This window comes from Kribbella sp. NPDC023972 (assembly GCF_040639075.1).
Taxonomy (GTDB): Bacteria; Actinomycetota; Actinomycetes; order Propionibacteriales; family Kribbellaceae; genus Kribbella.
On record NZ_JBEZZH010000005.1, the window covers coordinates 330,300 to 351,103 of the forward strand.

The 20,804-nt window shown below is 69.5% G+C and carries 14 protein-coding genes; 5 read left to right on the forward strand and 9 right to left on the reverse strand.

Annotated elements, in window-relative coordinates; translation table 11 throughout:
* Position 1 precedes the first annotated feature (1 nt).
* The gene (locus tag AB0F43_RS22225) at positions 2–781 is read right to left on the reverse strand and encodes a citryl-CoA lyase (RefSeq protein WP_360479785.1); all 780 of its coding nucleotides are present in this window, start codon (positions 779–781) and stop codon (positions 2–4) included.
* On the reverse strand, positions 778–1,929 hold the full coding sequence (locus AB0F43_RS22230; protein ID WP_360479787.1) for a CaiB/BaiF CoA-transferase family protein: 1,152 nt from the start codon (positions 1,927–1,929) through the stop codon (positions 778–780). Before AB0F43_RS22230 ends, AB0F43_RS22225 begins: the two co-directional genes overlap by 4 nt.
* 184 nt (positions 1,930–2,113) lie before the next feature.
* Between AB0F43_RS22230 and AB0F43_RS22235 the strand changes: the two genes are divergently transcribed.
* The 3 genes from AB0F43_RS22235 to AB0F43_RS22245 are packed head-to-tail and all read left to right on the forward strand — an operon-like array spanning position 2,114 to position 5,275.
* Positions 2,114–3,577, forward strand: a complete 1,464-nt coding sequence (locus tag AB0F43_RS22235) for an amidohydrolase family protein (protein ID WP_360479790.1) — start codon at positions 2,114–2,116, stop codon at positions 3,575–3,577.
* Between the two features lie 47 nt (positions 3,578–3,624).
* Positions 3,625–4,449 (forward strand): IclR family transcriptional regulator C-terminal domain-containing protein, encoded by an 825-nt coding sequence (locus tag AB0F43_RS22240; protein ID WP_360479793.1) that lies wholly within the window; start codon positions 3,625–3,627, stop codon positions 4,447–4,449.
* A 52-nt stretch (positions 4,450–4,501) separates the two neighbouring features.
* Entirely contained in the window at positions 4,502–5,275 is a 774-nt protein-coding gene (locus tag AB0F43_RS22245) for an inositol monophosphatase family protein (protein WP_360479796.1), read from the forward strand.
* Positions 5,276–5,303: 28 nt separating this feature from the next.
* Here AB0F43_RS22245 and AB0F43_RS22250 read toward each other — a convergent pair whose 3' ends face one another.
* On the reverse strand, positions 5,304–5,744 hold the full coding sequence (locus AB0F43_RS22250; protein ID WP_360479798.1) for an SRPBCC family protein: 441 nt from the start codon (positions 5,742–5,744) through the stop codon (positions 5,304–5,306).
* A gap of 96 nt (positions 5,745–5,840) precedes the next feature.
* Here AB0F43_RS22250 and AB0F43_RS22255 point away from each other — a divergent pair, with 96 nt between their 5' ends.
* The gene (locus AB0F43_RS22255; protein WP_360479801.1) at positions 5,841–6,236 is read left to right on the forward strand and encodes a hypothetical protein; all 396 of its coding nucleotides are present in this window, start codon (positions 5,841–5,843) and stop codon (positions 6,234–6,236) included.
* Between the two features lie 70 nt (positions 6,237–6,306).
* Here the strand turns inward: AB0F43_RS22255 and AB0F43_RS22260 are convergent, their stop codons facing one another.
* From AB0F43_RS22260 to AB0F43_RS22275, 4 genes are all read right to left on the reverse strand, one after another.
* On the reverse strand, positions 6,307–7,554 hold the full coding sequence (locus AB0F43_RS22260) for a DUF6596 domain-containing protein (RefSeq protein WP_360479804.1): 1,248 nt from the start codon (positions 7,552–7,554) through the stop codon (positions 6,307–6,309).
* Between the two features lie 137 nt (positions 7,555–7,691).
* Positions 7,692–8,051: a YciI family protein gene (locus AB0F43_RS22265; protein WP_360479807.1), complete on the reverse strand. Its 360-nt coding sequence runs from the start codon at positions 8,049–8,051 to the stop codon at positions 7,692–7,694.
* Positions 8,052–8,132: 81 nt separating this feature from the next.
* Positions 8,133–11,558, reverse strand: a complete 3,426-nt coding sequence (locus AB0F43_RS22270; RefSeq protein ID WP_360479810.1) for an error-prone DNA polymerase — start codon at positions 11,556–11,558, stop codon at positions 8,133–8,135.
* A gap of 44 nt (positions 11,559–11,602) precedes the next feature.
* On the reverse strand, positions 11,603–12,334 hold the full coding sequence (locus AB0F43_RS22275) for a Type 1 glutamine amidotransferase-like domain-containing protein (RefSeq protein ID WP_360479813.1): 732 nt from the start codon (positions 12,332–12,334) through the stop codon (positions 11,603–11,605).
* A gap of 181 nt (positions 12,335–12,515) precedes the next feature.
* Between AB0F43_RS22275 and AB0F43_RS22280 the strand changes: the two genes are divergently transcribed.
* The gene (locus AB0F43_RS22280; RefSeq protein ID WP_360479816.1) at positions 12,516–12,851 is read left to right on the forward strand and encodes a hypothetical protein; all 336 of its coding nucleotides are present in this window, start codon (positions 12,516–12,518) and stop codon (positions 12,849–12,851) included.
* A 44-nt stretch (positions 12,852–12,895) separates the two neighbouring features.
* Here AB0F43_RS22280 and AB0F43_RS22285 read toward each other — a convergent pair whose 3' ends face one another.
* Together AB0F43_RS22285 and AB0F43_RS22290 are read right to left on the reverse strand one after the other, a co-directional pair.
* Entirely contained in the window at positions 12,896–15,163 is a 2,268-nt protein-coding gene (locus AB0F43_RS22285) for a transglycosylase domain-containing protein (protein ID WP_360479819.1), read from the reverse strand.
* A gap of 18 nt (positions 15,164–15,181) precedes the next feature.
* Positions 15,182–20,686 carry a carboxyl transferase domain-containing protein gene (locus AB0F43_RS22290; protein ID WP_360479822.1) on the reverse strand — a complete coding sequence of 1,835 codons (5,505 nt, stop codon included), beginning with the start codon at positions 20,684–20,686 and terminating at the stop codon, positions 15,182–15,184.
* Positions 20,687–20,804: the final 118 nt, after the last annotated feature.

Here is a 20,804-nt window from a genome sequence, read left to right on the forward strand (position 1 = left end):
TCTATTCGGTCGGGTCGACGTACACCGCGTTGCGGTCGACAGTGAGGTAGGCATCCATGCCGATCGGTCGGCGGCGCTCCTCAGCCAGTTGGCCGAGCAGCCCGGCAGCCCTTGCCAGTAAGGCGAATCCCCGCAACAGCTCGACCGGCAGCCCGAGGTCGGCGAGGGCCGCGCCGCAGACTCCGGCGCCGTTCAGCGGGAGCTTCCGGCCGAGGACCCGCTCGTGTACCCGCCCGATGGCTTCGAACAACTGCAGGTGTGGCCCGAGCAATCCTTCTGCCGCGGCGATGCCGATCAGCACGGGCGTCCGCGGGTCCCGCACCTTGTGCACCGGATGCCCGAGGCCGGGCACGTACTTGCCGGCCGCACGGGTCTCGGTGACCACCTCGAGCGCAAGCGCGTCCCAGCCCTCGTCGTCGGCGGGCAACTCATGTTCGAGCAGTGCCTCGTGCAGATACATCCCGCAGTCCTCTGTGACCCCGAGAAAGCGGGAACCACCGCCGAGCAGACCGGCGGCGAGCGCGCCCTGCAGAGAGTCCGGCGCGGACAGATAGGTCAGCCGCGCCGCGATCGCCGTCGGCGTGAAGCCGTGGTCGGCCAGCGCGACCAGGACCGCTTCGAAGAGCCGGGTCTCGGACGGCGTCGGCCGGCGCAGAGCCACCAGCCAGAAGGCGAGTTCACCGAATCCGACCTTGCCCATCAGGTCGGCCGTGAGGTCCTTGCCGAGCAGGCGGATCTCGTCGGCGGTCGACGTACCCAATGAGGTCGGAAAAGTCGTCATGCCGAACGCTCCTCGTTTGTGAGCCAGCGGCGGAGTTCGGCGCCGTGTTCGTCCAGCTCCGGTGGTGGCAGGCGATACGAAGGCTGCGTTTCGGAGAAGGTGATCGGGTTCCGCACGGTCGGGATGTCTCCGATGGTCACGACCGGATCGAGCCCGATGTCCTCGGCGAAGGAGACACCGGCGTCGATGGTGTTGATCGGCCCGCACGGGACGCCCGCGGCGATGATGTCGCGGAACCATTCCATCCGCGTCCGGGTCCGCAACCGATCGACCAGCAGGGGCCGCAGCTCCGCCCGGTTCGCCGTCCGCTTCTCGTTCTGGTCGAACCGCGGGTCATCGGCCAGCTCCGGTACACCGAGGACCTCGGTCAACCGGCGGAACTGTCCGTTGTTCCCAGCCGTGATGATCAGCTCGCCGTCGGAGCACGGCAGCGGCTCGTACGGGAACAAGCTGGGATGGCTGTTGCCCATCCGCAGTGGTACGACGCCGCCCGCGACGTACGCGCTCGACTGGTTCACCAGCCCGGACAGCGCTGATGACAGCAGGTTGACCTCGACATGCTGGCCCCGGCCGGTCTCGTGCCGGGCGTTCAGCGCGGACAGTACGCCGATCGTCGCGTGCAGCCCGGCCATCACGTCGAACACCGAGATGCCGGCCCGGAACGGTTCGCCCTCCCGGTCACCGGTGAGACTCATCAGCCCCGAGATCGCTTGGACGATCAGGTCGTACCCCGGCAGCACCGCCCCCTTCGGCCCGCTGCCGAACCCGCTGATCGAGGCGTAGACGACGCGCGGGTTCGCGGCCGCGACCGAGTCGTAGTCGAGCCCGAACCGCGCCAGCCCGCCCGGCTTGAAGTTCTCCAGCAGTACGTCGGCCCGCCGGGCCAGCGCCTGAGCAGCGGCCAGATCCTGCGGGTCCTTCAGGTCGAGGGCGATCGACCGCTTGTTCCGGTTCACCGCGAGGTAGTACGTCGAGACGCCGTCGCGGACCGGCGGCTGCCACGACCGGGTGTCGTCGCCGCCGGGTGCCTCGACCTTGACCACCTCGGCGCCGAGGTCGGCCAGCAGCATGGTCGCATACGGGCCGGCCAGGATCCGGGAGAAGTCGGCGACCAGCAACCCCGCCAGCGGACCTCGCGCATCGGGCACCGTGACAACCTCCTTCGGACAGTTGTCCGCAAACGCTTTGTCGCCTCAGTTTGGGAGTGCGTGCTGCCGCTGTCAAGCAGCCGATGGCGACCCCTTGACACTGCCCACGAGCGCTCGGATAGTGGCGCTATCGCCGAGGTGACCGGGATACGGACGTATGTCCGGCGCGACTCTGGAGGGGATCATGACCACTGCCGAGACGCCGGTGGCGGGACGGCCGGTGCTGCTGCGCGGCGGGACCGTGCTGACCATGGACGACAACCACACGGTGCTGACCGAAGGCGACGTACTGGTGGTCGACGACCGGATCGAGGCCGTCGGCACGTCGGTCGACGTACCCGAGGGCACGCAGGAGATCGACGCTCGCGGCGGGATCGTGATGCCGGGGATGATCGACACGCACCGGCACATGTGGCAAACCGCGATGCGCGCGTACGGCGCCGACTGGACGCTGACGCAGTACTTCGTCTGGTACTACCTCGAGCACGGCAAGACCTTCCGCCCCGAGGACATCCACGCCGGCAACCTGACCTCGGCCTGGGAGTCGCTCGAGGCCGGGGTCACCACCACGGTGGACTGGTCGCACGGGTTGCGGTCCGTCGACCACGCCGAAGCCGCGGTGGACGCGCTCCGGTCCGTCCCCGGGCGGTTCGTCCTTGCCTACGGCAACATTCAGGCCGGGCCCTGGGAGTGGACCGCGGATCCGGCCGTCCGCGCGTTCCTGGAGCGGCTCCGCGACGACGGCGGCCTGGGTCTTCAACTGGCCTTCGATGTCACCGGCGATCCTTCCTTCCCCGAGCGAGCCGCCTTCGAAGTCGCTCGCGACCTCGGCCTCGGTGTGACCACGCATGCCGGTGTGTGGGGTGCCACCAACGACGACGGCATCCGGCTGATGCACGAGAACGGCTTCATGACGCCGCAGAACATCTACGTGCACGCGGCGACGCTGACCGAGGACTCCTACCAGCGGATCGCCGCGACCGGCGGCTCGATCTCCGTTTCCACCGAGTCCGAGCAGAGCGCCGGCCAGGGCTATCCGCCCACCTGGCAGGTCCGCAAGTACGGCATCCCGGTGTCGCTGTCGATGGATACCAGCGTCTGGTGGAGCGGCGACCTGTTCACCGCGATGCGTACGACGCTCGGCGCCGACCGGGCCCGCGAGCACCTCGAGGCCCACCTGAAGGGCGACACCGTGACGCACAGCCACCTGCGCGCCGAGCATGTCGTCGACTGGGCCACCCGGGGCGGCGCTCACGCGATAGGCCGTGACGATCTCGGCAGTCTCGAGCCCGGGAAGAAGGCGGACGTCGTCCTGATCAAGAACGACAACTCGCCGGTGTCCTTCCCGCTGATCAACCCCTACGGGCACGTGGCGTTCCAGGCCCAGCGCGGCGACGTCCACACCGTGCTCGTCGACGGCCGCGTGGTGAAGTACGCGAACCAGTTGGTCGGCGTCGACCTTCCCGCCGTACGACATGCCGTCGAGGCGACCGTGGACTACCTCCGCTCGGCGCTGGGCGACGAGGCCTGGGCGGGTGGGATGAACCCGGATCTGCCCAAGGACGAGGTGCTCGACAACCCGTACCAGTACACCGAGTACAAGTCCGACTCGACGCGTGAGGCACGCGGCACGATCTTCGGCGCGTGACCTCAGTAGGCTGCGGACGTACGTCGTATCACGGGAGGCAGGAACTGATGGCAGGACGCGGCGCGGGCCCTGATTTCGTCGAGTCACTGGCTCGCGGGCTGGACGTGCTCGCCTGCTTCGACGCGGATCACCGCACGATGTCCCTGTCCGAGGTGGCAGCCGCGGCCGGGCTGGCCCGTCCGACCGCACGCCGGCTGCTGCTGACCCTGGAGGAGCTCGGGTTCGTCCGGTCGACCAATGGGTCCTTCCAGCTGACGCCGAAGGTGCTGACGCTCGGCATGGCGTACGTCGGCGCCCTGGGGCTGTGGGATATCGCGAAACCGCATCTCAAGGCGCTGGTGGCCCGCACGGGCGAGTCGTCGTCGATGGCGCAGCTCGACGGTTCCGACATCGTGTACGTCGCCCGGGTTTCGGTGCCGAAGATCATCGCTTTGCGGGTCGACATCGGGACGCGCTTCCCGGCCGCACAAACCTCACAGGGCAAGGTGTTGCTCGCAGCCCTCTCCCCCGACCAGCTGGCCGAGACGCTCGCACTGCCGAGTCGCGCCGGGCTCCCGCCGTACATCGGTCGGACCGCGGAGCAGCTCCGCGACGAGCTGACCGAGATCCGGGCCCGGGGCTGGGCCTTGGCCGACGAGGAGCTCGCGCCCGGCGTCCGCTCGGTGGCGGCGCCGGTCCGCGACGGCACCGGGACGGTCCGGGCCGCCATGAACGTGACCGTCCACGCCGCCGAGACCAGCACCGAGAAACTCCTCCGCGACCACCTCCCACTCCTCCTCCGCACCGCCGGCGACGTCAGCGCCGAATGGGCCCTGTGGCAGTCGCGTCCCCACCACGAACTTCCTCAGCCGACGAGAGAGTCGTCGGCCTGAGCCCACGGGCCCCGGCGTTCGAACCGCTTCGGGCCTGTTGTTGGATGCCGGAATGGACCAACCACGTGATGTCGAGGTAGCGATCGAGGCGGCCGAGGCCGGGGCGGACGTCGTACGACGGAAGTACGGCGGGGCCCTGAACCGGTACGACAAGTCGCCGACCGACTTCGCGACCGAGGCGGACCTGGAAGCGGAGCGGGCGATCCTCGAGGTGATCCGCGCCGCGCGGCCGGACGACGCGGTGATCGGCGAGGAGTACGGCGCGACCGGCGAGGCGGCACGTACTTGGTTGGTGGACCCGCTGTGCGGGACTCTCAACTTCGCGGCCGAGACACCGCTGTTCTCGGTCAACGTCGCGCTGCCGGGTGCAGGTGTCGCCGCCGTTGCTCAGCCCTTGACCGGAGAGGTGTTCTGGGCGGACGGCACGACGGCCAACGTCCGCCTGAACGGCGCCGACTCCCCCGCCACGCCAACCGCCAGGTCACGGCTGGTCGACGTCGACATCGACGCGCCGCCCGGGTCCGACTTCCTCGGCGCGCAACTGCTGACCGACGAGAAGTTCCGTGCAGCGTTCGCCGGGCGCGTCTCGTCCAGCACTCTTACGCTGGCCTGGGTCGCGGTCGGCCGCCGAGCCGCTTACATCACCAACGGCACGCTCACCGACAGCGTTCACTTCACCGCCGGCACACTTCTGTGCGAATCGGCGGGGTGCACCATCACAGACTTCCGTGGCCAACCTCTCCACACCGGTCCCGGCCTGGTCGCAGCCGCCGATCCCGCCACCCATCAGCAACTCCTGGACCTGATCGCGCCGCACCTGACCTGACCCGCAGCCGCGCCCTCCACCACAACCTTCAGCGGGATTCGAGGAGCGATTTGAGGCGGGCGAGGTCTTTGTTGTTGGCGCGGCGCATGGCCGCCGACATCAGGGGCGCCGCGACACCGGCGAAGCCTGACGGCTCGCCGCGGTTGCGAAGGGTCATGTGGGTGGACCGATTGTCCGGAGCGGACCACTGGTAGCTGGTCTCCATCGGGAACGGGCCCTGCGCGGTGCGCATCACCATTCGCTCGTCCGGAACGAACTCGACGATCTCGTAGGTGTAGGCGATCCGGCGGCCGAGGAAGTGGGCAACGAAGTCCATCCGCGAACCGACCGCGACCCCTGGCTCCGTCTGCCACTGCACCGACTCGATGTTCGCGTACCACTCCGGCGCGTTGGACGGATCCGCGACGTACTCCGCCACCACGTGCACCGGCCGGTCGATCACGATCTCGGTCAGGACATCGACTGCCATCGTTTTCTCCCCTCCTGTTGAGCGTACGCCGAAGTGGGCTGTTTTCGTGATCATTGGTTGATCGTCGGCGGGGTGTTTGCGGCTTAGCCTTGAGGTATGGCCACGTACGGGGACAGCCCTCGAGGCGACGTGCTGCAGGACCTTCTGGAAGAGTCGCCCGCGCCGCGGGCGCGGATGTCCGCGGCGGCGGAGACCGCGCTGATGTGCGGTCTCGGAGCGGTGCTCACGGCAACGTTCTCGATCCTGTTCGGCGTGTCGCTGGTGTTCGCCGTACTGGCCGTGCTCGCCGGCCTGATCGGCCTCGTCAGCACCCACCGCGCGGATGTCGCCGGCAGCGCGCTCAACGTCCTGGGCCTCTTCCTCGGTCTGCTCACCCTGGCCGCCGTCGGCGTCCGCTACCTCGGCATCGACACCGCGATCGGCGACCCCCTCGTCCCCTGGCTCACCGAGCAACTCCACCACTGGAACACCAAACTCCCCCAGCCCCGCTAGCGAGGCCGGCCGCGTCGTCAGCGTCAGCGGCGGTGAGTGGGGCGTGGCGGCGCTGGATCACCAGCCGCGACTAGCGGCGGTCGGAGAGCTGGGCGTAGCGGAGTTGGAGGTGGCGCTGTTCGGGCACGCTCGCGGTGAGTTGGGCGGCCCGCAGGTAGGCCTCGCGGGCTTGGGCGCGGTCGCCGGCCAGTTCGAGGAGATGGCCGCGGACGGCATGCAGACGGTGTGAGCGTACGGCGGCAGTGTCGGTGTCGAGGGTGCCGAGCAGGGCCAGGCCGGCGCGCGGTCCGTGGACCCTCGCGATCGCGACGGCGCGGCTCATGGTGACCGTGGGGCCGGGAGCGATGCGATCCAGCGTGTCGTACAGGGCGAGGATCTGCGGCCAGTCCGTCGCCTCCGCCGTCGGGGCTTCGTCGTGTACGGCGGCGATCGCGGCCTGGACCTGGTACGCGCCGACTGGGAAGCGTCCGAGCGTGTTCGCGATCAGCTCCAGGCCTTCGCCGATCAAGGTGGCATCCCAGCGCGAGCGGTCCTGATCCTCCAGCAGCACCAACGAACCGTCCGGGCGGGTCCGCGCTGGGCGGCGAGCATCGGTGAGCAGCATCAGCGCCAGCAGTCCGGCCACCTCCCCATCGGCCGGCCGCAGCCGGTGGAGCAGCCGGGCGAGCCGGATGGCCTCGGCGGACAGGTGGACGCGGTGCAGGCTCGGCCCGGACGTCGCGGTGTATCCCTCGTTGAACACGAGGTAGAGGACGGCCATGACCGCCTGCAGCCGGGCCGGGAGCTCATCCGCGGGCGGTGGCTCGAACCTCAGCCCGGACGCGGCGATGGTCCGCTTCGCTCTGGTGATCCGCTTGGCCATGGTCGCTTCAGGGACCAGGAACGCGCCGGCGATCTCCGCTGTGGTCAGGCCGCCGACCGCCCGCAAGGTCAAGGCGATCTGGGCCTCGGGAGCGAGCGCGGGATGGCAGCACAGGAAGAGCAGGACCAGCGTGTCGTCATCGCCCGGCACCTCCTCCGGACCCGGCCCGGCGACCCGGCTCACCCAGGAATCCGGCGTCGCCCCGACGCGCCGCTCCCGCTCACGCCGCGCCGCTTCGTTGCGCCAGGCATCGATCAACGTACGCCGTGCCGCGGTCAGCAACCACGCCCGCGGATGCCGCGGCACCCCCTCCACCGGCCATTGCCTCAACGCCGCGAGCAGCGCCTCCTGAGTCGCATCCTCACAAGCCTCGAACTGCCCATACCGCCGAGCCAACCCAGCCAGAACCCCCGGCGCCAACCCCCGCAACAACTCCTCAACCCCACGATCACTCACCAACCCCACACCCCCTCACCGGCACCGCCGGTTCGCCGGCCTCCCGACCCGTCGGCAACACGGTCTGCCAGCTCCTCGCGTGGCCGGCCGACTCGCCACGGCCGCAGCTCCTTGACAACACGGCCGACTCATAGGGCTCACAGGTCCGGGGGCTGGTCCATGATGCGGCGTACCTCCATCGGGTACTCGGTGTACTGGACCACCTTGGCCGCGATCTCCAGGGCTCGCTCCTCGGTTCCCTCGACGATCCAGTAACCCGCGACCGACTCCTTGATCTCGGCGAAGGGCCCATCTGTCGGGATCGCCTTGGAGTCGACGAACCGCACCGTCTTCGCGGTCGCCGGGTCGGCAAGCTTCTGCGAGTCGACCAGTTCACCGGTCTCCCGCAACTCCAGGTCGACCCCCATGATCAGCGTCATCAACCCGTCGATCCACTCCGGCGACCGCCCCTGCACGCTCTCCCCGACCCCGCCGGCCATCATGATCATGTACTTCACCACACACCTCCCGCCACGCGACCCCGATCAGGCCGCCTCACCCCCTAGTCGAAGCATCCCACCCGCCACTGGACACCCCGGTCACCTGAAGTCGCGGGAGGTGGTTTTGGCGGATAGAGGGAGGCGTTGGAGGTGGTCGGCGGAGAGGTTGGTGACTTCGCCGGCGCGTTCGACGCGGCCGCGGATGATGAGGGCGCCGGCGGTTCGGGCGACGGTGGCGTGGCGGTGCCAGCAGCCGACGGTGATGACGATGTTCGCCATGCCGGTCTCGTCCTCGAGGTTCATGAAGGTGACGCCGGAGGCGGTGGCCGGGCGCTGCCGATGGGTGACGACACCGGCGACGCGGACCCGGCTGCCCGCGGGCGCCTCGCGGAGCTGGGCGGCGGAAAGGATTCCTTCGGCCCGCAGCTTGTCGCGGATGCGCTGGATCGGGTGGCTGGTGGTGGTGATCGAGGTCGACCACAGGTCGGCCATGTCGGACTCGATGTCGGTCATCCCGGGCAGGGTGGGCGGCGGGCCGGCGGCGGTGATCCCGGCGAGCTGACCGGGACGTTCCTCGGCGGCCCGGCCGGCCTCCCACAACGCCTGCCGGCGATCGAGCCCGAAGCAGTCGAAGGCCCCGGCCGTGGCCAGCGCCTCCACCTGCACGGCGGTGATCCCGGTCCGCCGGACCAGGTCGGCCATCTCGCTGAACGGCCCACCGCGGTCGCGTTCCTCGACGATCAGCTTCGCACCCTTCTCGCCGATCGTGCGCACCTCCGACAACCCCAGCCGGACCGCGAACGCGCCGTCGCGACGATGCAAGGTGGAGTCGAACGGCGCCTTCGGGTCGAACGGACCGACCAACGGCTGCGGATCCACCAGGCAGTCCGGCGAGCCGGTCGGCCCGGTGAGCTGCTGCCCGTCGACCAGTTGCTCGAGGCCTGCGTCGACACCCGAGAGATGCAGGTCGGGCCGGCGTACCTCCACACCGTGACGGCGGGCGTCGGCGACCAGGGACTGGGGTGAGTAGAACCCCATCGGCTGGGCCCGGAGCAACGCGGCCAGGAACGCGGCCGGGTAGTGCAACCGCAGCCAGGTGCTGGAGTAGACCAGCAGGGCGAAGCTGATCGAGTGGGACTCGGCGAAACCGAAGTTCGCGAAGGCTTCGATCTTGTCGTAGATCTCGTCGGCCAGGTCCCCGGTGATCCCGTTGCGGGCCATCCCGGCGTACAGCTTCTCCTTCAGTGACGAGATCTTCTCGATCCCGCGCTTCGATCCCATCGCACGCCGGAGCAGGTCGGCCTCGTCACCGTCGATCTCGCCGACCGCCATCGCCATCTGCATCAGCTGCTCCTGGAACAGCGGCACGCCCATGGTCCGCTCCAGCACCGGCCGCAGCTTCGGGTGCAGGTAGGTGATGGGCTCCTCCCCGGTCCGGCGCCGGATGTACGGATGGACCGCGCCACCCTGGATCGGGCCGGGCCGGATCAGCGCGATCTCGGTGACCAGGTCGTAGAACTTCCGTGGCTTCAACCGGGGCAGCGTCGCCATCTGTGCCCGCGACTCCACCTGGAACACTCCGACCGAGTCCGCCCGGCACAGCTGGTCGTAGACGCCGGCCTCCTCCTTCGGGATCGTGTGCAGCAGCCACGACTCCCCCAGATGCTCGCGGACCAGCTCGATGCAGTACTGCAGCGCGGCCAGCATCCCGAGCCCGAGCAGGTCGAACTTCACCAGCCCCATCCAGGCACAGTCGTCCTTGTCCCACTGCAGGACCGTGCGGTTCTCCATCCGGGCGTGCTCGATCGGCACCACCTCCCCCACCGGCCGCTCGGTCAGCACCATCCCGCCGGAGTGGATGCCCAGATGCCGCGGGAACTTCAGCAACGTGGTCGCCATCTCCACCACCCGCGGCGGGATGTCGTGCTCGGTCGAGGTGATCTCCGGACTCCACCCGTCCACCTGCTTCGACCACGCGTCCTGCTGGCCGACCGAGTACCCGAGGGCCTTGGCCATGTCCCGGACGGCGGACTTCGGCCGGTAGCTGATCACGTTCGCCACCTGGGCCGCGTTCCGGCGACCGTACTTCTCATAGACGTACTGGATCACCTCCTCCCGGCGGTCGGAGTCGAAGTCGACATCGATATCCGGCTCCTCGGTTCGGGTCGAGGCGAGGAACCGCTCGAACGGCAGGTTGTAGAGGATGCTGTCGACCGCGGTGATCCCGAGCGCGTAACAGACCGCCGAGTTCGCCGCCGAGCCGCGGCCCTGGCACAGGATTCCGTGGTCGTGCGCGAAGCGGACGATGTCCTCGACGATCAGGAAGTACCCCGGGAAGCCCTTCTCCTCGATGACGTCCAGCTCCCGCTGCAGCCGCTCGTACGCATCCGGGCGCTCCTCGCGGGTCCCGTACCGCAACGCGGCGCCCTCGAAGGTGAGGTGCCGCAACCAGGACATCGGGTCGTGTCCCTCCGGCACGTCCCGCAACGGCAGCTTCGGTTTCGCCCGGGCCAGGTCGAACGCCAACTGGTCCGCGAGGGTCACCGACCGCGCCACCGCGCCCGGGAACTTCTGGAACCGCGCGGTCATCTCGGCGCCCGACCGCAGGAACGCCATCCCGGCCGGCGGCAGCCAGCCATCCATCGAGTCCAGGTCCCGCCGGGCCCGGACGGCGGCCAGCGCGGCGGCCAGCTTGTGCTGCGCCGGGGTGGCGTAGTGGACGTTGTTGGTGGCAACTATCGGGAGCCCGCGGTCCGCGGCCAGGCCGGCCAGCACCTGGTTCCGGGGCGAGTCGGTCGGCAGGTGGTGGTCGATCAGCTCGACCACCACCCGGTCCTTGCCGAACAGGCCGACCAACCGGTCCAGCTCGCGCCCCGCGGCGGCCGGACCGTCGGCGTACCCACCAAGCTCCAAGGCCTGCCGGATCAGGCCCTTCCGGCAGCCGGTCAGGATCAGCCAGTGGTCACGACCACGCTCAGCGAGATCGTCCAGGTCGTAGACCGGGCGGCCCTTCTCACCACCGGCCAGTTGCGCCTCGGTGATCGCGCCGGCCAGTTTGTGGTACCCCTCCTGGCCCTCCGCCAGCACCAGCAGATGACTGCCCTCGGGATCGGCCACACCGTTCTGCGGGCCGGTCAGGCCGAGGGAGAGCTCGGCCCCGAACACGGTGGTCAACTCGTACGCCGCGGCTGCCTCGGCGAACCGGGCCGCGCCGTAGAACCCGTCGTGATCGGTCAGCGCCAACGCGTGCAACCCCTGCCGGACCGCGGCCTCGACCAGGTCCTCCGGCTGCGACGCGCCGTCCAGGAAGGAGAAGTTCGAGTGCACGTGCAGCTCCGCGTAGGGAACCGCGTGCTCCGGGCGACGGGCGGCGAGCGGTACATACGGCCCGCGGTGCTGCGACCACGCCGGGCTGTCGCCACCGTCGGCGGTTACCGGGCGATTGCCGTGACTGCCCGGCCGTGAGCGGTCCGACAGCTTGCGCTCCAGCTCGGACCATTTGATCGGCGGATTGTCGTAGCCCATCGCACCCACCTCCCGTCAACCACAAGACTAGAACATATTTTCCCTTAAGCTCCGAACTGAGTTTCGGTGGGTGACCTGGGCGGTTGCATCGTGGACGCAGCCGACGGCTCTGCGGGGAAGGCCTTCCAGTGTCCTTCGGAGATGACCTCGACGGTGCCGTCGGTCACCTTGATGGCGGTCTGGTCGTCGATCGCGTACGCCGGACCTGCGATGTCGGTGGCCCATCTCTCCGCATCGGCCATGGTGTTCCCCGGCATGAGTTCGTGGTCCAGGTGCGGGTAGATCGAGAAGTCGACGACCCCGAGCGTGCGGTCGTCCGGCGCGGAAGGCCAGTTGACGAAGTCGTCACCGATCCGCGGCGTCATCACCATGCTGCCGGCACTGAGCCCCACCCAGACCGTCTCGGGTAGCGACGAGATGACGTCCGACAGCCCTGACTGTCGCATCCAGTGGTACAGGTAGGTCGCTTCGCCGCCGTCCACCAGCAGCACGTCGGCCTCTCGGACCCACGGCACCCACCGCTCCTCGCCGATGCTGGGCAGCGCGGTGAGCTCCAGGACGCCCAAGGTCGCCCAGCCCAGGCTGGTCATCATGTGAAACGGAGGCTCGCCGGCGACGGAGCTTCGCACCGAGGCGGGCCCGAGCATCGGGTGGCCCCACTGCGCTGTGGGGATGCAGAGCGCACGGGACTCGGAGATCGGCTTGCCCAGCAGATCGACCAGCGCATCGCGGATGCTCTCGTTCGTAACGCCTCCGGATGTGAGAAGGAGCTTCACAACGCCTCCCGAGTTGAGTGCGACGGCTTGGTGTGACGTATGCACCGCGGATGCGTCATCGCCTGACTCCTTGTCTCGCCCTGTGGCGCCCTCGAATCGACGGATTGTCGTAGCCCATCGCACACACCTCCGTCGACCACAAGACTAGAACATGTGTTCGAAGTAGCGCTAATCTGAAGACATGCTTGGGCGGTTCACGGTGCGACCTTCTGACGACGGATCGGGCAGATTCGGCGTCTGGGACGGCGCGGTCAACGGGTGGCGGGCAACAGACATCGACGACGAGTCGGAGGCCCACCGGATAGCCAGCGATCTCGACGTCCAGTACGACGCTCACGGCCCGCGACCGGCCGACGCCGTCCGGAAGGTGGATCCGGCCCAGCCGGTCCAGCGCGCCCAGTGGCACAACGGCGAGCTGGACGTCTGGATCCGCGACAACGGCGAGTGGATCGGCCGCGTCCGGGACAAGGACGGCCGCGTCTCCTGGATCCCCGGCACCGACCTCCGCCCCCTCTGAAGCGACGAAAGTGGCCGAAAGCACCTGAAAGTGCTGAAAGCGCCTCAGTTTCCGTCGGACAGATAGATGGTGACGAGGGATCCCGCCGGGGCGCCGTCGCGGGATCTCGGGTCGGTGTAGGCGACCGTGCCTTCGGTCTCCGGCGAGTCGACCCGGTCCTCGGCGATGACGACGTCGAAGCCGGCCTGGCGGAGCCGGTCCGCGGCCTCGTCCGGGCTCATGCCGTTGACCGGCGGAATCTCCTTGCGGTCGCCGGCGGCCGCGATCGCCGTGGGAGCGACGAACCGGCGCAGCGGCATGCCCTTGAGCGCGCCCTGCATCGCGGTCTGCCAGAGCGGGCCGGCGGTACCGGAGCCGGTGGGGTCGGAGATGTCGCGGCCGTTCAGAGTGTGGCGGTACATCAGGTTCGTGTACGGCAGGTTCGCGTCGGCGACCACGGCGGCCGCGGCCAGGTTCGGCGCATAACCGGCGTACCAGACGGCCTTGTTCTCCTGGATCGTTCCGGTCTTGCCGGCCAGGTCCCACTTGCCGAAGTTCAGCCGGCCGCCGGTGCCGCCCGGCTCCATCACCGCGCTGAGCACCCGGTTCACCCCGTCGGCCACCTCCGGCTTCAGCACCTGCTGACAGTCCATGCCGGGAGTCTCGATCGGCCGGCGGGCCTTGTCCTTCACGGAGGTGATGAGCAGCGGCGTGCAGTACTTGCCCCGGGCCGCGAACGTCGCGTACGCGTTGGACAGCATCAACGGCGTCACGTAGCCGACGCCCAGCGTGTAGGAGATCACCTGGTCCAGCGGCTCCATGGTCTGCCCGTTGTACATCCCCAGCGACTGGGCGATCTTGGCGATCGGGCACAGGCCGACGCGCTGCGACAGCTGGAGGAAGTACGTGTTCGTCGAGTACCGGGCCGCCTCGACCATCGTGAGGTTGCCGCCCCGGGTCGAGTTCTGCGGCCGGTAGCTCGGGTCCCTGGTCCAGCCCGAGCAGGTCTGGAACCGCTTCCCACTGAGATCGATCTGCTGCGGCGAGTTGATCCGATAGTCCAGCGGGATGCCCTTCGAGATCGCGGCCGCGATGGTGAACGCCTTCATCGTCGAGCCGTTCTGGAACCCGCCGAACCCGCCGGCGTACGACTTCTCGACGTTGTAGTTGTAGGCGGTCTGGAAGCGGCCGCGGCCGTACGGCCTGCTCTGCACCATCGCCTTCACCAGCCCGGTGCCGGGCTCGACGATCGTGATGGCCGCGATGGCGCTGTCGGTTCGCTTGCTGTGCTCGTTGATCGACGCCTGGGCGGCCGCCTGCATCCGGCGGTCCAGAGAGGTCGTGATCGTCAGGCCGCCGGTCTTGAGGTAGTGGTCCCGGTCCTTGGCGGTCCGGCCGAGCGCCGGATTCTGGAGGAGCTTCGAGACGACGTACTCGCAGTAGAAGGGGTACTTCGAGTTGGCGCAGCCGTTCGGCACCTTGAGGACCTTCTCCGGGTCGATCACCGGGGTCTTGAGGGCCTGGTTCGCCTGATGCACGGAGATGACCCGCAACTCGAGCATCCGCTTGATCACCAGGTCGCGACGGGCCTTCGCCCGGGCCATGTCGTTGGTCGGGTCGTAACCGGTCGGGTTCTTGACCAGGCCGGCCAGCAGGGCGGCCTGGGGAAGGGTGAGGTTCTTCGCGCTGGTCCTGAAGTAGTGCTGCGCGGCAACCTGCACGCCGTACGTGCCGTCGCCGAAGTTGACCAGGTTGAGGTACCGCTCGAGGATCTGGTCCTTGGAGTACTGACTCTCGACCGCGATCGCGTACCGCAGCTCGGTCAGCTTCCGCTCGTACGTGACCGCGGTGGCCTTACGGCGCTCCTCGGCGGTCCGCGCCTTCTCGACCAGGCTGAGCTTCACGTACTGCTGGGTGATACTCGACCCGCCCTGCTGCACCTCGCCCTCGGTCTGGTTGCGCAGCATCGCGCGCAGCGTGCCCTTCAGGTCGAGCGCGCCGTGCTCGTAGAAGCGCGAGTCCTCGATCGCCACGATCGCCTTGCGCATGATCGGGTTGATAGAGCTCAATGACACCGGCACGCGGTTCTGCTCGTACAGCGTGGCGATCAGCGTGCCGTCCGCGGCGAGGATCCGGCTCCGTACGGCGACCGGCTCGATCTCCAGCTCACGCGGCAGCGTCTGCACCGTCTCGACGACCTTCTCGCTGCCGATCCCGGCCAGGCCGGCGAACGGGATCACCAGCCCCGCCGCCAGCGCGCCTGACAACACGCTCACGGTGAGGAAGGTCACCAGTGCGCGAACTTTGTTGCCACCGTCCCTGCCGGGGCGCATACCTCCAGGTTAAGTGGGCTAGTCAGCTTGTGCCAGGCCAGCGGCGATTGCCTCGATCAACCGGGGCCGCAACTCGGCCGCGCTGATCACCGCGTCGACCGAGCCGACCTCGACGGCCCGCTGGATGCTGTGCACCCGGTCGAACCCGGTCGCCACCTCGCCGAGCTTCTCGGCCCGTACGGCGGTACGCACCTCGGCCAGCTCGGTCGCCAGCGCGGCCCGCTCGGCCCCGGTCGCCTCCCGCACCCGCTCGGCCAGCGACGCCACCCGCGGGTCCGCCGCGGTCCTGGCGTCGACCTCACCGGCGAACACGACCGCTGCCGCCGGTGCACCGCCGATCACCGACGCGAACGAGCCCTCCACCGCGAGCACTGTCATCGACGGGTTCAACGCCTTGGAGAACACCACGAACGCGCCGCCGTGATAGCGCGACACCACGCAGAACACGATCGGGCCCTCGAAGTTCACGATCGCCCGGCCGATCTCGGCGCCGTACTCGAGCTGCAGGTTCCGCATCGAGTCGGGCGAGCCGTCGAAACCGGACAGGTTGGCCAGCACCACCAGCGGACGGTTGCCGCTGGCCGCGTTGATCGCCCGGGCCGTCTTCTTCGACGACCGCGGGAACAGCGTGCCCGCGGTGTAGGTGTCCGGCCCGTCGGCGGGCGGGAAGCCACGGCGCGGCACCGAGCGGGACTCGATCCCGAGCAGGCAGACCGGGTACCCGCCGAGCCGCGCGTCCTGCACCACCGCGGTGTCAGCGTCGGCCATCCCGGCCCAGCGCTCCAGCACCGGGTGGTCCTGGTCAGTGACGGCCCGCATCAGCGTGCGGATGTCGAACGCCTTCTTCCGCTCCGGGTTCGTCGCGGACGAGAAGATCTCGCCGACGGTGCGGAAGTCGCTGCCGGCGACCTGGTGCGGGTACGTCGTGACGTCGCGATCCACCGGGTCCGACGTCTCGGCCCGGCGCGGACCGGTTTCGCCGGGTACGACGTACGTGTGGTCGTAGTGCGCCATCAGCACGTCCCGCGCACCCTTCAGGTCGGGTGCCCAGTACTGCGCCTGGCCGTTCGGGCCCATCACCCGGTCGTAGCCGCCGATGCCGAAGTTGTCCTCCGCGGACACCCCGCCGGAGAAGTCCAGCGACTGCTTGCCGGTCAGCACCATCGCGCTGTCCGGCGTCATCACCAGGATGCCCTTGGTGTGCATCAGCATCGTCGCCTCGGCGTTCCAGTACGGCTGCGCGCCGACGTTGATACCGGCCACGACGATGTTGATCTCGCCGCCGTCCTGGGTGAACTCGACGATCCGCTTCAGCGCCCTCGCCACCCAGTCCATGTTCTCGGTGCCGGAGTCCATCGAGATCCGGGCACCGGCGGACAGCGAGTACCACTCGACCGGCACCCGCATCCGCTCGGCCAGGTCGAGCGCGGCGATGATCCGCGAGCACTCCGCTTCGGCCACCGCGCCGAGCGCCTTGGTCGGATCGCCACTCAGTACGACGCGGGTGACGCCCTCGGGATGCCGGGAGGTCGGGGTGGTGACCACCCCGACGATCAGGCCGGCCTTGTTCAGTCCGCGTGGCCGCTCCACCGGCACCAGGGCGCCGGCGTCGTCCAGGTCGTACTCCGTCCAGACGCCACCCGGCCCGGCCACCATGCCGGCCACCTCGTACGGGTAGACGGTGTTGCGACGGCGGGACCGCTGGACCTTCTGCGCGTAGTCGTCGAGCGGCTTCAACCGCTCGGTCGGCGGCTGTTCGACCGACGTGACGACACCTGCACCGGGCTGGTAGCAGAACCGCGCGGCCAGCAGGTTGACCGAACCGTCCGGCGTCGCGACCCGGCCCTGGACCAGAACCTCCTCGATGCCGGCCCCCGCGGTCAGCGGGGCGATGTTGCGGCGCAGCGCGGTCAGTTCGTCGACCTGTGCCTTGACCTCGGGCCAGATGTGCACCCAGACATGGTTCATGTCCAGCTTCGCACCGGCCGGGCCGCGTTCGGCGCGGGCCCGCCGGATCGCCTCCAGGCAGTTCGCGATCGCCCGCTCCGCGTGCGGGAGCGACGTCACCTGGCCGTCCTCGTCCCGGACCACGGCGAACTGGCGCACCTGCGCCAGGGCGACGAGGCGCTGGTCGGCCTCGTTGTCGCGCGCCACGCAGTGGTAGAGCAGCACGTCCTCGGGCGCATCCAGCCGGGTGATCCGGAAGTCGTGCAGCCGCCACAAGGTCAGCCGCCGGCCGACCATCGGGTGTACGCCGCGCACGTTGTCGTCCTCGGCCACCGAGCCGCCGGCCGGGCGGTAGGTGAAGTACGACACCGGCCGCTCCTGACCCGGTGCGATCGCGACGGTGAACCGCCGTACCTGCTGGGAGACCGGAAGCGCGTCGACCAGCGCGCGCAGGGTGTCCGACGCTTCCTGCTGCCCCTCGGGCATGTCCGGGCCGTACAGGTAAAGCTCGGCCACTACCTCGTGGCCGGCCGGGCGGGCCTCGACCTGAGCGGTCAGCGCCCGGACCAGCCCGCTCTCCAGGTCGGCCAGCTCGGTGACCGTGCCGACCGTGGTGACCAGATGGCTCAGCCGGTCGTCGATCGAGTACTCCGCGGTCGCGAACGGCCGCCCGTCGACGGCGAACTCACGCAGGTCGTGCAGCTCGTACTCGCGGTAGTGCCGGCGGATGAGCACCTCGAGCATCGGCTCCCGCTCACCCCAGCCGCGCTCGAGCCGCTGAGCGAGGAAGCGCACGATCGGCTCCGGGATGGCCGCCAGCGTGTCGATCCGCTCCTTGCGGTCTTGCGCGGCCGGGTCCGCGGCGAGGGATGCGACCTCGTCGCTCACACCGGCCAGTACCGAGGCGCGGTCCGCGTCCACCAACGGCTGGTCGAACCAGCGGAACCGCACACTCCGGGCCAGGTCGCCGATCACCGGGAAGCGCAGCTGGGTGGCCAGCACCAACCGGTCCAGCAGCTCGTGCGCGCCTTCGTCCAGCGGCGTGGCCGGCCGCGCCTCGGCGATCCAGCGCTGCAGCACCGACATCACCAACAGCACGTCCGGGGTGGACCGCTGCTGGGCGAGGAAGATCCGGAAGACCGCCTCTTCCAGCTCGGTGCTGCGCTCGAAATCGGTCACGCCGTAGTGGCTGAGCACCCGGCCGAGCCGGGCCTGGAACTCCGCCGGCAGACCGCCCCGCTCCGGGTCCAGGCTCTGCAAGTACGTGTGGAAGTGCTCACGCGGGCTGTGCACCCGGTTCTCGGTGCTGATCTCCTCACCGGCCGGCCGGTTGCGGCTCAGCTCGGCGAAATCCGCGAACACCTGCAGCAGCTCGATCTCGGCGGACACCGGCGGCTCCGGCAGCTCCGCCCGCGCGGACAGGTAGTCGGACAGCATGCCGCCCTCGTCCCGCGGGTCGATGTCGAACCCGAGCAGCATGCTGCGCAGGTCGTCCAGCCCACGCTCGGCACGCTCGGCCGCCGACTTCTCCCCCGACCCGTTCGGGAGATCCAGCTGTACGCCGTTCTCCACCGGCGCAGCCTCCTCCGCCACGGCCTCGTCGTCGACAGGCTCCAGCCGGACCAGCGGTGCACCGGTCTCCACCTGGCTGCCGGTGGCGACGAGCAACTCCTTGACGGTGGCCTTGAACGGCGCGTTGAGCACCGTCTCCATCTTCATGCTCTCGAGCACCAGCACCGGCGCACCGGCCTCGACCACGCCGCCGCTGTGGACCGGAGTCGCGACCACGAGTGCCGGTGCGGGAGAACGCAGTACGCCGCCTTCGTCCCGGCTGACCCGGTGGGTGACACCGTCCACCTCGACCAGGTGGACAGGCCCGTGCGTGGCGGTGACCAGCCGGAACCGCTGCCCGCCGACGACGAGCCGGCTGGAGTAGGAGTCCAGCCGCTCCAGCTCAGCGTCCACGACCTTGAACTCGGAGCCGCTGCCGACACCGACGCGGAACCGGTCCGGACCGATGCGCGCGATGGTCACTCGGTATCCGACCCCGCGAAGCTTCAGGTCGATCGCCCGGCCCACCTCGTGCTGCACCTGCGGACGGCCGCCATGGGCGGTCTCCAGCAACCGCGTCCGCTCGACCTGCTCGGCTTCCTCGTAGCCCTCGATCGCCGCCGCGACCAGCGCGATGCCCGAGTGCCGGTGCGAGACGAGCCGGCCTTCGCCGCGGACCCGGTCGATCCAGCCGGTGTCGGCGCTGCCGTCGATCACCTCCGGCTGGTCCAGCAGCTCGAGGATGAAGCTCTTGTTGGTGGTGCCGCCCTCGATCAGCACGGTGGTCGCGGCCACCGCCCGGCGCAGCCGGGCCAGCGCCTCGTCGCGGGTCCGGCCGTAGGCGATGATCTTCGCGATCATCGAGTCGAAGTCGGCCGGGATGGTGTCCCCGGCGCTCACCCCGGTGTCCACCCGTACGCCGGGACCGGCCGGCAGATCCAGTACGGCGATCCGCCCGGGCGACGGCGCGAAGTCGCGGTCCGGGTCCTCGGCGTTCAGCCGGGCCTCGACGGCGTGCCCGGTCTCGGCCGGCTTGATGCCGTCCAGCCGGTGCCCGGCGGCGACGTGGAGCTGGGCCTTCACCAGGTCGAAGTCGGTGGTCAGCTCGGTGATCGGGTGCTCGACCTGCAGCCGGGTGTTCACCTCGAGGAAGGCGAACGTCTTGTCCCCGGGGTGGTACAGGAACTCGACGGTCGCGGCGCCGCGGTAACCGACCGCGAGGGCCAGCCGCTCGGCCGAGGCCTTCAGGTCCTCGACCTGCGCCGCGGACAGCAGCGGAGAGGCGGACTCCTCGATCACCTTCTGGTTCCGGCGCTGCACCGAGCAGTCCCGGACACCGAGCGCCCAGGCGGTGCCCTGACCGTCGGCGATGACCTGCACCTCGACGTGCCGCGCGCCGGTGACCAGGCGCTCCAGGAACACCACGCCGCTGCCGAACGCACGAGCCGCCTCATCACTGGTCCGCGCGTACGCGTCCTCGAGCTCCTCGGCCGACCGGATCACCCGGATCCCCCGGCCGCCACCGCCCGCGGTCGCCTTCAGCATCAGCGGATAGCCGATCGTGGCCGCTGCCTCCAGCGCCGCGTCCAGCGACTCGACCGCGCCGCGACTCCAGGGCGCAACCGGTACGCCGACCTCCTCGGCGATCAGCTTGGACCCGATCTTGTCGCCCAGCTTGCGCATCGCCTCGGCCGGCGGCCCGATGAAGGTCACGCCGATCCGGTCGCACAGCTCCGCGAAGGCGGGATCCTCGGCGACGAAACCCCAGCCGACCCAGGCGGCGTCGGCCTCGGTCTCCCGCAGCGCGCGCTCGAGCACCCGCAGGTCGAGGTACGGACGGGCCGACGCCGGGCCGAGCGGGTAGGCGATGTCGGCCTCCCGGACGAACGTAGCGGTCCGCTCACCGTCGGTGAACAGAGCGATCGTCTCGATCGGCTCACCGCCCTCGGCGTTGACCTCACGCACCGCATTGATCAGCCGCATCGCGGCCTCGCCCCGGTTCACCACTGCGATACGCTTGAACATCGCCCGCCTCCGTGTCTCACCCTGCATTGTGCGGCCGGGCCAGGTTGTTTGTGGCCGTCCGCTGGCACAGGTTTTCAGTCCGGAAGCCCTACCGTCGAGTCGGCCCCCTGATCCGGAG